This is a genomic window from Streptomyces sp. NPDC058525 (assembly GCF_042719495.1).
Lineage (GTDB): Bacteria > Actinomycetota > Actinomycetes > Streptomycetales > Streptomycetaceae > Streptomyces.
The window spans coordinates 1-11,560 of the sequence record NZ_JBHXNP010000167.1; the positions used below are offsets into that span (position 1 = coordinate 1).

13 protein-coding genes and 1 pseudogene are annotated in these 11,560 nt (G+C 69.5%); 3 read left to right on the forward strand and 11 right to left on the reverse strand.

Annotated features, from left to right (window positions below; genetic code table 11):
• Window positions 1-40 precede the first annotated feature (40 nt).
• From ACFWP3_RS40330 to ACFWP3_RS40360, 7 genes are all read right to left on the reverse strand, one after another.
• Window positions 41-487, reverse strand: coding sequence for a hypothetical protein (locus ACFWP3_RS40330; protein ID WP_384231637.1), 447 nt, complete (start codon window positions 485-487; stop codon window positions 41-43).
• Window positions 488-912: 425 nt separating this feature from the next.
• Window positions 913-1,725 carry a hypothetical protein gene (locus ACFWP3_RS40335; RefSeq protein ID WP_384231639.1) on the reverse strand — a complete coding sequence of 271 codons (813 nt, stop codon included), beginning with the start codon at window positions 1,723-1,725 and terminating at the stop codon, window positions 913-915.
• Complete coding sequence (locus tag ACFWP3_RS40340) at window positions 1,722-1,940, reverse strand: hypothetical protein (protein WP_384231641.1); 219 nt, start codon at window positions 1,938-1,940, stop codon at window positions 1,722-1,724. The genes ACFWP3_RS40335 and ACFWP3_RS40340 overlap by 4 nt, the downstream gene beginning before the upstream one ends.
• A gap of 380 nt (window positions 1,941-2,320) precedes the next feature.
• Window positions 2,321-3,727, reverse strand: a complete 1,407-nt coding sequence (locus ACFWP3_RS40345; protein WP_384231643.1) for a phage/plasmid primase, P4 family — start codon at window positions 3,725-3,727, stop codon at window positions 2,321-2,323.
• The gene (locus tag ACFWP3_RS40350; RefSeq protein ID WP_384231645.1) at window positions 3,724-4,113 is read right to left on the reverse strand and encodes a hypothetical protein; all 390 of its coding nucleotides are present in this window, start codon (window positions 4,111-4,113) and stop codon (window positions 3,724-3,726) included. The genes ACFWP3_RS40345 and ACFWP3_RS40350 overlap by 4 nt, the downstream gene beginning before the upstream one ends.
• 83 nt (window positions 4,114-4,196) lie before the next feature.
• Window positions 4,197-4,421 carry a DNA-binding protein gene (locus ACFWP3_RS40355; RefSeq protein WP_384231647.1) on the reverse strand — a complete coding sequence of 75 codons (225 nt, stop codon included), beginning with the start codon at window positions 4,419-4,421 and terminating at the stop codon, window positions 4,197-4,199.
• Window positions 4,418-4,630, reverse strand: coding sequence for a DNA-binding protein (locus ACFWP3_RS40360; protein WP_384231649.1), 213 nt, complete (start codon window positions 4,628-4,630; stop codon window positions 4,418-4,420). Before ACFWP3_RS40360 ends, ACFWP3_RS40355 begins: the two co-directional genes overlap by 4 nt.
• Before the next feature lie 129 nt (window positions 4,631-4,759).
• Here ACFWP3_RS40360 and ACFWP3_RS40365 point away from each other — a divergent pair, with 129 nt between their 5' ends.
• A complete protein-coding gene (locus ACFWP3_RS40365) occupies window positions 4,760-5,269 on the forward strand; it encodes a helix-turn-helix domain-containing protein (RefSeq protein WP_384231651.1) in 510 nt (169 codons plus the stop codon).
• Window positions 5,262-6,449 (forward strand): tyrosine recombinase XerC, encoded by a 1,188-nt coding sequence (xerC, locus tag ACFWP3_RS40370; RefSeq protein ID WP_384231653.1) that lies wholly within the window; start codon window positions 5,262-5,264, stop codon window positions 6,447-6,449. The genes ACFWP3_RS40365 and xerC overlap by 8 nt, the downstream gene beginning before the upstream one ends.
• Window positions 6,450-6,597: 148 nt before the next feature.
• Here xerC and ACFWP3_RS40375 read toward each other — a convergent pair whose 3' ends face one another.
• Genes ACFWP3_RS40375 through ACFWP3_RS40385 form a run of 3 tightly spaced genes read right to left on the reverse strand, consistent with a single transcriptional unit; the run spans window position 6,598 to window position 9,891 of the window.
• Window positions 6,598-7,389 (reverse strand): SGNH/GDSL hydrolase family protein, encoded by a 792-nt coding sequence (locus tag ACFWP3_RS40375; RefSeq protein WP_384231656.1) that lies wholly within the window; start codon window positions 7,387-7,389, stop codon window positions 6,598-6,600.
• Window positions 7,390-7,447: 58 nt separating this feature from the next.
• Window positions 7,448-8,473 carry a hemolysin family protein gene (locus ACFWP3_RS40380; RefSeq protein WP_384231658.1) on the reverse strand — a complete coding sequence of 342 codons (1,026 nt, stop codon included), beginning with the start codon at window positions 8,471-8,473 and terminating at the stop codon, window positions 7,448-7,450.
• Entirely contained in the window at window positions 8,470-9,891 is a 1,422-nt protein-coding gene (locus ACFWP3_RS40385) for a hemolysin family protein (protein ID WP_384231660.1), read from the reverse strand. Before ACFWP3_RS40385 ends, ACFWP3_RS40380 begins: the two co-directional genes overlap by 4 nt.
• 213 nt (window positions 9,892-10,104) lie before the next feature.
• On the opposite strand from ACFWP3_RS40385, the pseudogene ACFWP3_RS40390 reads away from it, so the two are divergent.
• Window positions 10,105-10,540, forward strand: a pseudogene (locus ACFWP3_RS40390) (GNAT family N-acetyltransferase).
• Here the strand turns inward: ACFWP3_RS40390 and ACFWP3_RS40395 are convergent.
• The gene (locus tag ACFWP3_RS40395; protein WP_384231663.1) at window positions 10,512-11,189 is read right to left on the reverse strand and encodes a class I SAM-dependent methyltransferase; all 678 of its coding nucleotides are present in this window, start codon (window positions 11,187-11,189) and stop codon (window positions 10,512-10,514) included. The pseudogene ACFWP3_RS40390 and the gene ACFWP3_RS40395 sit on opposite strands and share 29 nt — an antisense overlap.
• Window positions 11,190-11,560 lie beyond the last annotated feature (371 nt).

Consider the following 11,560-nt stretch of genomic DNA (forward strand, 5'->3'; position numbering starts at 1 on the left):
GGGGGCGTGAACCCACCTCCCGCACGCCCCCAGCACCCGCTCACTGGAGCCAAAAGAACTCGGAACTCTGGTCCCAAAAGAAGTGCTTACAAACAACTGGGATCGTCTCGCCATTGTGGGGCGTGTAGCCGGTGTAGAGGCCGCCCACGATTGGGCAGGCCTGCGCGTCCGCAACGGCGAGCAAGGCTGTGAAGTCGTCCGGGGTGAAGACCATGTCGGTGTCGACCTGCAGCAGCCAGGGTGCGCCGTGCGCCAGGAGGCTCTCGGTGAGGACGGTACGCGACACGCGAAGGTCCGGCCCGCCGAGATAAGTCAGGTGCCCTGCGATCCGCTCCCGTGCGCGGTCGCTCTCGTACAGGCGGGCCACGGAGTCAAGGAACAGGGTGGTGACATGCGACGATGCGCACCAGCCGAGCAATACGTCATTGCGGGGGGTAGGCCCTCCCGGTGAAGGTTCTCGCATGTGAGCCGCGACTGTTCCGAACATGGTGCACTCCTTCGAGGGTCAGATGATCAAGCGGCATGGTCACTCTGAGCAACGCTACGCAGAGTCGCTATTTACCGAGTTGGAGGTTCAGGGTGATTAGCGGCATCTTGAAAAGCGTCCACGCGCAAAACAGAGCGACAAGGGCGTCTGGGTCGCCCATGGGGTCGCTGGACTTTCGACCCACTCCCTCCCCCTGTGCGGTCGATGGGTGCCGTGGCCCCCTCGTTCTGGCGGGCCAAAGCAATCGAAAGTCCTGCTTATGTGACCCAGCGCGACGTCTGGTGCGGGCAGGCCGCTGCCCCTCACGCCCCGTGGACGGAGGGGCAGCGGTAGGGGCGGGACGCAGGCGGGTCATAGGGTCAGACACCCCTCGCCACCTTGCGAGGCATGAGGAGCTGGTTTGACGCCCCGCTCCGGTCTGAGGGTCAGGCCACGCTCTGCCCCGGGAACCAGGGGTGCGGCTTGCGCGGTGCCTGCTGCTGCAGCTTCTCGGTCTTCGCCAGTACGGCGGTCTTGGCCGAGGTCCGTTCGTCGGCAGCCAGCTCAGAGGCCAGCTTCCAGATGGCCGCCCGCAGCTTCTCGGCTGCGGCCTGCTGGCCGGCCAGGTTGGTTACGCCGGGAACCAGTGAGAGGTTCGCGGCGTAGGCGAGGTAGTTGATGTGCTCCAGCTGCGCGTGCCGGGTGTGGCTGACGCGGGCGTTCCGGCGGCGGATGTGCGCGCCCATTGACTTGCCTGCTTCCGCCAGGTTGGCGATGACGGTGACGAGTTGGGGAGTGGACCACCCGGTGCCAAACCCCTGGCTTGCCAGCTTCGCGGCCTGGAGTCCAGCGCTGACGGGCTTCGACTGGTTGGGGGTGGCAACGGCGCCCCAGCTGGTGACGGGGAGCTGTACGCCACGCTGCTGGGCTTCCATGCGGGCCCTGTGGGCGTCCATGAGGGCGCGGCGGGTGGCGTCGGTGCGGTTGGTCACGAGAGTACTCCTGTGCTCGGGGGCGGAAGGGGTGGCCCGGTTCTGCGTGTCGCTGCTCCACGAGGTGCCGTGTTCGTTGGTGTGCGAACCGGGGTGGCCGGCGTCGCGGGTGCAGGGGGACAGGGTGCGGACGCTGCGCGCGGCGGGCGGGCACCAGTCGAAGATCTCCTTGCAGGACCCGGCCGGGAGTCGGAGGTCGTCGGCGCGGAGCTGCTCGACAACGGGGGTGGCAGTGCTGCTTGTGGCCTGGCTGTAGCTGATCTTCATCGGGTCTCCTCGACGTTCGGGTTGGCGGCGGTCTCGACCTGGGTTCGGGTGAGTTGGGCAGCGAGCTGGTCGCGTTCGGCGGCGACGCCGAGGACGAGGGCTTCGAGTTCGGCCAGGATCTGGGTGTGGGTGAGGTTCCGGCGGCCGCGGACGATGTCGTAGGCGAGCTCGTGAACTTCCTGCTTGAGGTCGTCGGCGGTCTTGAATCCGGTCATGGTGTGCTCTCTTCCGTCTGGGCGAGGGCCAGTGCCCTCTCCTGCCATAGGCCTTGAGTGGTACGTCCGGTAGCTCGAGTTAGGTCGCCGAGCAGGGCGAGGACGATCGCGCCGAGGGCGGTGACGGCGCCCGCGGGGTCTTCCTCGGCGAGGTCGAGGGCGGCTTATCCGATCTCGAATTGCTGGGCGTCGGTGGCGCCTTGCGCGGTGGGCAGGGCGAGGGTGATGAAGGCGATGACGTTGCTGGGGTGGCGGTCATGGTCGGCTCCTGGGTGGTGGTGGGTGGTGGGTGGTGGGTAGTGGTGGGTTTTCCGCTGCTTCCTACGCGTGCGCGCATGGGAGTTATTGGGAGACCCACCACTACCCACCACTTCCGCAGGTCAGAGGCTTTCGTCCTCCTCGTCGCCAGCGAGCACGAGGCCGAGCCATACGGCTCCTACGTTGCGGGCCTTCTTCTCGAACCCGCGGGTCTGCATGGAGGCGGCGAAGGTGACGGCGTTGCCCACGTCTTCGCGCTCGACGCCGGTCTTATGGCACCAGTCGGACCATGCCTCGAAGAGCTCCGCCGAGCGGACGTAGCCGTGCGAGGTGGAGATGGTCCGCTCAGTGAGGAAGCGGCCCAGAGAGTCGCTGTCCGTGCGGTACTGCTCGGTCCGCACCCGGACAGCCTTGGGCGGGTTGAGGCCCTGCTTCTGGTAGGCCTGCCATCCCTCGTACACCCAGGAGAGGACCGCGGCAGCCGCGGCCTTCAGCCGGCCGGGCAGACCCCCATCGCGCTCCTCTTCCGGGATGACGACGTCGAATGGGACGACGAGGATGCGCCGCCACACCGCGGGGTCGTCGCCGGAGACCTCCGGCAGGTGGTTGGTGAGCATGATCAGGGCGTGGGAGGGGTCGAAGGTGATCGGGTTCTTGTGCATGTAGTTCGCTTCGATGGGGTCACCACCGACGAGCCGCTTCATGGTGGCTTCGGCGAACTTGCGTCCCTTCTCAGTCTCCGAGCAGAACGCCAGCCGGGCGCCGCGCAGGCGCATCTTGAAAGCGCCGTGCCGGTCGTGCTTGGACTGCATGAGCAGGGCAGGGTCGACCTCGATCGCGTAGTCGCCGAAGGCGGCCATGACCGCGTCGCGGATGGTGCCTTTGCCGTTGGCGCCAGTTCCGGTGAAGATCGGCATGACGTGCTCGGTCTGCTTGCCGAGCATCGCGTAGCCGAAGAGCCGCTGTACGAACGCCCGGACATCCTCGTCGGGAAGGATCCGCTTGAGGAACGCCTCCCACTCGTCGTTCACCTCGCCTGTGAGGGCGGCGCCGGCCACCTTGGTGATGAGGTCGTCCCGGCTGTTGCTGTACGCCTGTCCCTTCTCGAGGTCGACGGTCTGCCCGGGGGTGTTGAACAGGTAGGGGTCGGAGTCGAGGTGCCGGGCCGCGGTGCTGATGGGCTTGAGCGCCCCAGCCAGCTTGAGCATGCCTTCGACGCCGGCGGCGGACTCGGACTTGCGGACGTCGGCATACAGCGCGTCACGCTCGCTGCCCTTGTCCATCTCCATGCACTCGGCGAGGGCCCGCTTTGTGGTACGAACGGCGGCCTGGATGTCGACGCGCTGCTCGTCGAGGTACCAGCGGGAGCCGGTCCAGTAGTGCCAGCCGATGCCGTGGACGTGCCGGAGGCTGTCGGCGTGCTCCTCTGTGAAGCGTTCGGCCATGCGGAGGTGTCCGCGGTGCTGCTCGGGGCGGGGGCGGGGGACGACCCTGAGCGCTGGTGCCTGAGGGAGGGTCTGTTCGCTCATGCTGCCCTCCTCTCGGGGATCGGGGTGAGGTAGCGGCCGTTGCCGCCGGGGATTCGGATGGGCGGCCAACCCGGGGTGGCCTTGAGGGCGTGTGCGGGCCGGGGCTTACGCCGCTCGGCAAGTACGGCGGCGGGGATGCCATCGGCCCCGTAGCCGCGGCTGAACGCGTCCCGGAACCACTGAAGGAGTGCGTCCTCGTCGCCGTACTTGCGCCACTTCTCGGCGGCGTCCAGTGCGCCGGCCAGGCGCCTCGGGTCGTCGGGCCGGAGGGCACGCCAGGCCTTGCTGCCGTAGGGCGGGAACTCGTCGGCGTAGAACGCGGTGCGCGCTTCCGCCCACAGGGCCACGATGTCGCCGGGGTCGATGTGGGGCCGCTCCTGTGGCAAGCTGGGCGCAGTCGACCCGCTAGCCGCGGAGACTTTCTGAGACCCGCCAGTGTGCAGCTGGCGGGTCTCTTCGCGTTCAGTGGTCATGCGGCGGCCCGGTCCTCTCCCGAGAGCAGGCGCACCAGGTCGGCCGTGACAACTACGTGCCGCGCTCCGAGCGGGATCGTCTTGACCGGGCTATCGCCGCGCTTGATCCGTTCGTGCAGGTGACTCTTGCTGCAGCCGATGGCCGTAGCGGCCTGCTCAACGCTGACCGTGGCCGGCCACTTGCGGATGTCGGCGAGGGTGGGCTGCGAGGGTTTGGTCACGCTGCCCGCCCCCGTTCGGCCTGCTCGGCGTCGTAGCGGTCGACGTCGTCCCAGCGGGCGCGCAGGTACTTCCCTACTCGAAACATGAGCGGCCCGACGCAGGCTTGCGTCTGGTGCCAGCGGTGGATGGTCTTCTCCGGAACTCCGTAGTGCTCGGCCAGGTCCGGGACGGTGGCGAGCGGCCTTCGGGGCAGCGAAGTCAGGGACATGCCTTCACTCCTTGTTCTTTCAAGGCGCATGCATGTGCTCTCAAAGAACACTGACGGGCAATGGAAGCCCGTTGCGCGCTATCGTGCCCCACCGTTGCGCGTTCTGCAAGTGCCCACTAGTGTCCTCTCATGGCACACAATGAAGCGTGGACACCTACAGAGACCGTCGCCAAACGCGTGCGAGAGGTACGCCAGCGGCGCGGCCTTACTGCTGACCAGCTGGCAAAGCGCATGACCGAGCAGGGCGTCGCCTGGGAACGCAGCACTGTGGCCAAGCTGGAGAACGGCAGCCGGCAGAACCTCACGCTGACCGAATGGCTCACCCTGGGCGCGGCCCTCAATGTGGCACCAGTGCACCTGTTGCTACCGATCGACGCGGACGACGATGCGTACCAGGTAACTCCAACCAGGACGAACGACGTCGACCACACTCGGGGATGGATCCGCGGACACTGGCCCTTGCCTGGGGCGAACATCATTCAGTTCCAGTCCGAGCTGCCAGAGGCCGAGCAGGGCCGCATGTTCCTGCCTCCGGCAAAGGATCGCGCCGACAGGATCAACGGCATCGAGGCGGCGCTCGTGCAGTTGACGACCGCGCTCCAGCACCTACGGAGTGAGGACGAGGCCAGCGATGGCTGAGCCCAAGCGGATCGTGCTGCGTGACGGCAAGGTCCGCTATCGGACTGTGGTCGACGCCGGCCACGATGAGAACGGCAAGCGGATTCAGCTCACGATCACCAAGGACACCAAGACGGAAGTCAAGGCGGAGCGTGCGCGGATCGAGGCGGGGCGGTCGGCGGGGACACTGATTGTCCCTAACAAGATCACGTTGGGGGAGTGGCTTGACCAGTGGCTGGAGTATAAGCGGCGCGACGTCGAGGAGACGACGATCCGCACGTACCGCCTGGCCCTGGTGCACGTCTACGACCAGCTCGGGCATATCCGCCTGCAGGAGCTGACCGAGGATGACGTGCGCGACTTCGTTGATGAGCTGGTGGCCGCCGGCCGCCGCAAGGGCGGCGAGAAGGGCACGCGCCTGATGGTGTCTACGGTCGAGGGGGTCTTGACCCGGCTACGGGGTGCGCTGTCCCGGGCTGTCGTCCGCAAACTGGTCGCTGTCAACGTGGCTGCCGAGGTGCGTCCTTCGCTTGCTGACAAGAAGACGGACAAGCGGGAGCGCGAGAGGGTCAAGCCGTGGACCGTGGCGGAAGTGCAGACGTTCATCCGCGGCATCCATCAGGACCGTCTGTTCGCGCCGCTGTTGCTGTCGCTGATGGGGCTTCGGCCGGCCGAAGTGTGCGGCGTGCGATGGGTCGACGTCGACCTCGAGGACGGTCTGCTCTCCATCAATCAGACGCGCACGATGATCGGCAATCATCGGGTGCTGGAGAAGGACACCAAGACTGCGTCTGGCGAGCGGGTCCTCCCGCTGCCGCGTGGTCCGTGGGAAGCGCTGCGGGCCCTACGCGTGCGGCAGGCTCAGGAGAAGGAGCTCGCGGGCGAGGCGTACACCGACGACGGCTACGTCGCCGTGAACGAGCTGGGCATCCCTTTGAACACGCGGCAGCTACGCGAGTACGCGTACCAGATGATGGCGGACCTGAAGCTTCGCCGGGTGCGGCTGTACGACGCGCGGCATTCGGTCCTGAAGGCCCTGGCCCTCAGTGGCGTGCCCGACGTCATCCTCGCCGCGTGGGCCGGTCACACGAACGCGGCCTTCACCAAGCGCAAGTACGTGTCCATCGAAGCCGAGGACATGAGGGGCGCAGCCGCCGCCCTTGACGTGTTCCACGGCGAGGATCGAAAAGCCATCCTGTGAGAAGTTGTGAGATTTGATCTCTCGCGTGGCCATACAGACTGCGTCTGAACTGAGAGAATCTGATCCGCCGTAGAACAGTGGAGGGATTCTACTTGGGCCGCCGCTGTGTGTTTACGCAGGTAGGGACCCCGGCTCCGATTGTGCCTTGCTACGAGAGCCGATCCTGCGGCACGGGCTCGTAAGGGAGGAGTTCCGGGCGCTTGGCCGGGCGGCCGTCTCCGGAGGACCGGCCCGTCAGGCGGCGGCCGACCCAGGGGAGCAGGTGCTGCCGGGCGAAGCTCAGGTCCTGGGAGCGGCGTACCGCCCAGCCCGGGGGCATCGCCGCAGGCAGTTCCGTGCGCCAGTCCTGCTCCGCGGGCAGGCCGAGGGTCTGCCAGACGGCCTCGGCCACCCGGCGGTGGCCCTCGGCCGTCAGGTGCAGCCGGTCCACGTCCCACATGCGGGGGTCGCCGAGGGCGGGTGCCCCGTACAGGTCGACCACGAGGGCGCCGTGCCGTGCGGCGAGCTCCTCGATGATGGTGAAGAGCTCCTCCATGCGCGGACGGAACCGCTCCATGACCGGCCCGTTGCGCCCCGGGGAGCGCATCAGGACGAGGTGCTTGCAGGACGGGGCGAGGAGTTCCACGGCCGCCTCCAGGTGGCCCCGGACCCGGCCCATGTCCACCTTGGGGCGCAGGGTGTCGTTCAGCCCGCCGACCAGCGTGACCACGTCGGCGCCCATGGCGGCCGCGGCCGGAGCCTGCTCTTCGGCGATCTGCCCGATCAGCTTCCCGCGGACCGCGAGGTTCGCGTAGCGGAAGCCCGGCTCGCGCGCCGCGAGGCGGGCGGCCAGCAGGTCAGCCCAGCCCCGGTAGGAGCCGTTGGGCAGCAGGTCGGACATGCCCTCGGTGAAGGAGTCGCCGACCGCGACGAAACTGGTGTAAGAGGCATTCATCTCCATGGCGGGAGCGATGCTACCGGGCAGTACCCCGGCCCCGCAGGGCCGGGGACCACAACCGTCAGGCGGAAGCCGGCCTGCCGAACAGCTCGCGCAGCACGTCCTCCATGGTGACCAGGCCCGTCATGGCGCCGTCCGGCCCCAGGACGGCGGCCAGGTGCGTCCGGCTGCGCCGCATGGCGGTCAGCACGTCGTCCAGCGGGGCCTCCGCCCGCACCTGGGCGATCGGCCGCAGCGCCGGCACCGGGAAGGGCTCGTCGCGGGCGTCCGGCTCCGCGTCCAGGGCGTCCTTGACGTGCAGGTAGCCCAGGATCCGGTGCTGGGCGTCGATCACCGGGAAACGGGAGTAGCCGGTCTGCGCCGACATCCGCTCCAGGCCCGCCGGGGTGATGCCCTCCCGCGCCGACACCACCATGTCCGCCGGGAGCACCACATCGGTGACCGGCCGGCGGCCCAGTTCCAGGGCGTCGTGCAGGCGCTCGCTCGCGCGGTCGTCCAGGAGCCCCGCATTGCTGGAGTCCTTGACCATCCGGGCCAGCTCGTTGTCCGAGAAGCTCGCCGCGACCTCGTCCTTCACCTCGACCCGCAGCAGTCTCAGCAGGGCGTTGGCGAAGGCGTTGATCGTGAAGATCACCGGCCGCAGACCCCGTGTGAGGGCCACCAGCGGCGGCCCCAGCAGCAGGGCCGTGCGGACCGGCTCGGCCAGCGCCACGTTCTTCGGCACCATCTCGCCGAACAGCATGTGCAGGTACGTCGCCAGCGCCAGGGCCACCGCGAAGGAGATCGCGTGCGTCAGGGCGGACGGCACCCCGACCGCGTCGAACAGCGGCGTGAGCAGGTGCGCGATGGCCGGCTCGGCCACCACACCCAGGACCAGGGTGCACAGGGTGATGCCGAGCTGGGCCGCCGCCATCAGGGCCGAGACGTGCTCCAGACCCCACAGCACCGCCCGGGCCCGCCGGTCGCCGTGCTCGGCGTACGGCTCGATCTGGCTGCGCCGGACCGAGATCAGCGCGAATTCCGCGCCGACGAAGAAGGCGTTGACGACCAGGGTCGCCAGGCCGATCAGCAGCTGGATCGCGGTCATCGGTCCTCCTCCCCGTCCTGCTCGTCCTTCGGGTTCCCGGTGCTCTTCGTGCTCTTCGTCGTCTTCGTGCTCTTGGTCGTCCTGGTCGGCTTCTCGTCCGGGTCGCCGTCCGGTTCGGACGGCATGTGCAGCAGCACCCGCGCGGCCCGTCGCCCGCCGGCGTCCACCACGTCCAGTCGCCAGCCGTCCAGCTCGAGGGTGTCGCCGACGGACGGGATCCGGCCCAGCTCGGTCGCTATCAGCCCGGCCAGGGTCTCGTACGGGCCTTCCGGCACGCGCAGTCCGATCCGCTGGAGGTGGTCGGTGCGGGCCGAGCCGTCGGCGGAGTAGAGCCGGCGCCCGTCCTCGTCCGTACCGGCCGGGGCCAGGTCCGCGGTCTCGTGCGGGTCGTGCTCGTCGCGGACCTCGCCGACGACCTCCTCGACGATGTCCTCGAGGGTCGCGACACCGGCCGTGCCGCCGTACTCGTCGATGATCACGGCCATCGTCTGCTTGCCGGACAGCCGGTCCAGCAGCCGGTCCACGGTCAGCGACTCCGGCACCAGGAGCGGCTCGCGCAGCAGCTGCGACACCGAGCGCCGGTGGCGCTCCTCGGCGGGCAGCGCCAGCACGTCCTTGATGTGGACCGTGCCCACGACCGTGTCGAGGCTGCCCCGGTAGACCGGGAAGCGGGACAGGCCGGTGGCCAGGGTCGCGTTCGCCACGTCCTCGGCCGTCGCCTGCACGTCGAGGGCGGTGACCTGGACGCGCGGGGTCATCACGTTCTCCGCGGTGAGGTCGGCGAGGTTCAGGGTCCGCACGAACAGTTCGGCGGTGTCCTTCTCCAGCGCGCCCGACTTGGCGGAGTGCCGCGCCAGCGCGATCAGCTCCTGCGGGGTGCGGGCGGAGGCCAGCTCCTCGGCCGGCTCCATCCCGAGGCGGCGCACCATGTGGTTCGCGGTGGTGTTGAGGTGGCTGATCAGGGGCCTGAAGGCCCGGCTGAAGACCCGCTGGAGCGTCGCCACGCGCTTGGCGATCGCCAGCGGGGAGGAGATCGCCCAGTTCTTGGGCACGAGCTCGCCCACGACCATCAGGACGACGGTCGACAGGACCGTGCCGAGGACCAGGGCGGTGGAGGAGGCGGCGGCGGCCGGCAGCCCCATGTCCTTGAACGGGCCTTCGAGCAGGGCGGCGATCGACGGCTTGGAGATCATGCCGATGACCAGGCCGGTCACGGTGATGCCGAGCTGGGCCCCGGAGAGCTGGAACGTCAGGGTCCGGACGGCGGACAGAGCGCTGTCGGCTCCGCGCTCACCTCGCTCGACGGCCTCTTCGAGCTCGCTGCGCTCGACCGTGGTCAGCGAGAACTCGGCTGCGACGAACACTCCGCAGGCCAGGCAGAGCAGCAGTGCCACGACGAGCAGGAGCACTTCGGTCATCGCTCGATCACCTCCGTCCCATGATCGGCCAGGAGGCGGGGTGCCGCGCGATGTCGCGAACGGGAGGAGCGGGAATGTCGTGGACTGGGAGGCTCGCCCATGGGCGGACGCTCACACCTTTCACTCAGGAGGAACTTTGCCCCCATGGTAAAGGACGGGCAAAGTAGGGGGATCATTCTTTTGGCGGAGCAGCCCGGATGATGGGATCCGGACATGAGTGATCTTCACATCGGCCCCGCTGCGGCGACCGATCTCACCGACGTACTGGACTTTCTGGAAGGCCGCCGCCGAGGGCACGAGTATCAGCGACGATCTGGCAGGGGTCGAGCGGCTCCACGAGCGCGACCCGCGGGCGCTGCTGCTCGCCCGCCGGGACGGGGAGCTCGTCGGCACCGTGATCGCCGGCTTCGACGGCTGGCGCTGCCACCTGTACCGGCTCGCCGTGCACCCAGGACACCGCCGGCAGGGCATCGGTACGGCCCTGCTGGCGGCGGCCGAGGAGCGGTTCGAGGCGCTCGGAGGGCGGCGCGGGGACGCGATGGTGCTCGACCGGAACGCGTCGGCGCACCGGGCGTGGGACGCGGCCGGCTACCGGCCCGAGGAGCAGTGGACCCGCTGGGTCAAGCCACTCGGCGCGCCGACCCGATGACGCAGTAGGACGTGGGGAGGGCCGGGCCGCGCTCGGGCAGCCGGAAGGCGCGCTGCGAGACGATCCGGAACCCGGCGGCCTCCACGGCGGCGAGCGGGTCGCGGGAGGTGTGGCAGCCGCCGAAGAGGAACGGCCAGACGGTGCGGTCCAGGGTGCGCTGGACGGCGGCCATGCCGGGGCCGGGTGCCAGGCCGTGCTCGAAGAAGCGCAGCTCGGCGTCGGGGCGGAGCACGCGGTGCAGCTCGGCGAGGGCGCGGGGCAGGTCCCGTACGGAGCACAGCACCAGCGAGGCGACGGCGGCGTCGAAGGCCTCGCTCTTGACGGGCAGGGCCTCGGCCGCGGCGGGTACGACGTCCACGGGGACCTCGACGCGCAGGGCCGCCTGGGTGGCGAGGCGGCGCAGGGTGCGGTCCGGTTCCACGGCGACGACCTCGGAGACGGCGCGGGGGTAGTGCGGGAAGTTCAGGCCGTTCCCGGCGCCGATCTCGATCACGCGGCCGGACACTCCGTGGAGCAGCTCGCGGCGGAGGGCGGCGAAGCCGCCGCGGGTCTCGGCGGATCTGCTGGCGCGGGCGTAGAAGCGGGCGAAGAGGGGGTGGTGGACCGGGTCTTGGCGCGGGTTGTGGCGCGGGTTGTGGCGCGGCGGCATGGCGGACCTCCCGGGCGGGCGGGGCGGGGGCACGTACCCGTGCCTTCAGCGTGCCCTGTTCGGCGGGGCCTCATCCCTGGCGGTGTCCTGCCTCGGGTGCGGCGCCGTTGCCGGGGCTCTGCCCCGGGCCCCGCGCCTCAAACGCCGGCGGGGCTGGAGTTGGTCCGGGGTGGGCCAGGTGGGGTTGGAGTGGGCCCGGTGGGCTGAAAGATCGGGGCTCTGCCCCGGGCCCCGCGCCTCAAGCGCCGGCGGGGCTGGATCGTGCCCGGTGGGGTTGGAGTGGGCCCGGTGGGGCGGAAAGATCGGGGCTCCGCCCCGGACCCCGCGCCTCAAACGCCGGCGGGGCTGGATCGTGCCCGGTGGTGCTGGAG

Bases quoted from the DNA above. Each gene is read 5' to 3' on its own strand.
- ACFWP3_RS40330 (WP_384231637.1), bottom strand. From the start codon at position 487: ATGTTCGGAACAGTCGCGGCTCACATGCGAGAACCTTCACCGGGAGGG.
- ACFWP3_RS40335 (WP_384231639.1), bottom strand. From the start codon at position 1,725: ATGAAGATCAGCTACAGCCAGGCCACAAGCAGCACTGCCACCCCCGTT.
- ACFWP3_RS40340 (WP_384231641.1), bottom strand. From the start codon at position 1,940: ATGACCGGATTCAAGACCGCCGACGACCTCAAGCAGGAAGTTCACGAG.
- ACFWP3_RS40345 (WP_384231643.1), bottom strand. From the start codon at position 3,727: ATGAGCGAACAGACCCTCCCTCAGGCACCAGCGCTCAGGGTCGTCCCC.
- ACFWP3_RS40360 (WP_384231649.1), bottom strand. From the start codon at position 4,630: ATGTCCCTGACTTCGCTGCCCCGAAGGCCGCTCGCCACCGTCCCGGAC.
- ACFWP3_RS40365 (WP_384231651.1), top strand. From the start codon at position 4,760: ATGGCACACAATGAAGCGTGGACACCTACAGAGACCGTCGCCAAACGC.
- xerC (WP_384231653.1), top strand. From the start codon at position 5,262: ATGGCTGAGCCCAAGCGGATCGTGCTGCGTGACGGCAAGGTCCGCTAT.
- ACFWP3_RS40375 (WP_384231656.1), bottom strand. From the start codon at position 7,389: ATGGAGATGAATGCCTCTTACACCAGTTTCGTCGCGGTCGGCGACTCC.
- ACFWP3_RS40380 (WP_384231658.1), bottom strand. From the start codon at position 8,473: ATGACCGCGATCCAGCTGCTGATCGGCCTGGCGACCCTGGTCGTCAAC.
- ACFWP3_RS40385 (WP_384231660.1), bottom strand. From the start codon at position 9,891: ATGACCGAAGTGCTCCTGCTCGTCGTGGCACTGCTGCTCTGCCTGGCC.
- ACFWP3_RS40395 (WP_384231663.1), bottom strand. From the start codon at position 11,189: ATGCCGCCGCGCCACAACCCGCGCCACAACCCGCGCCAAGACCCGGTC.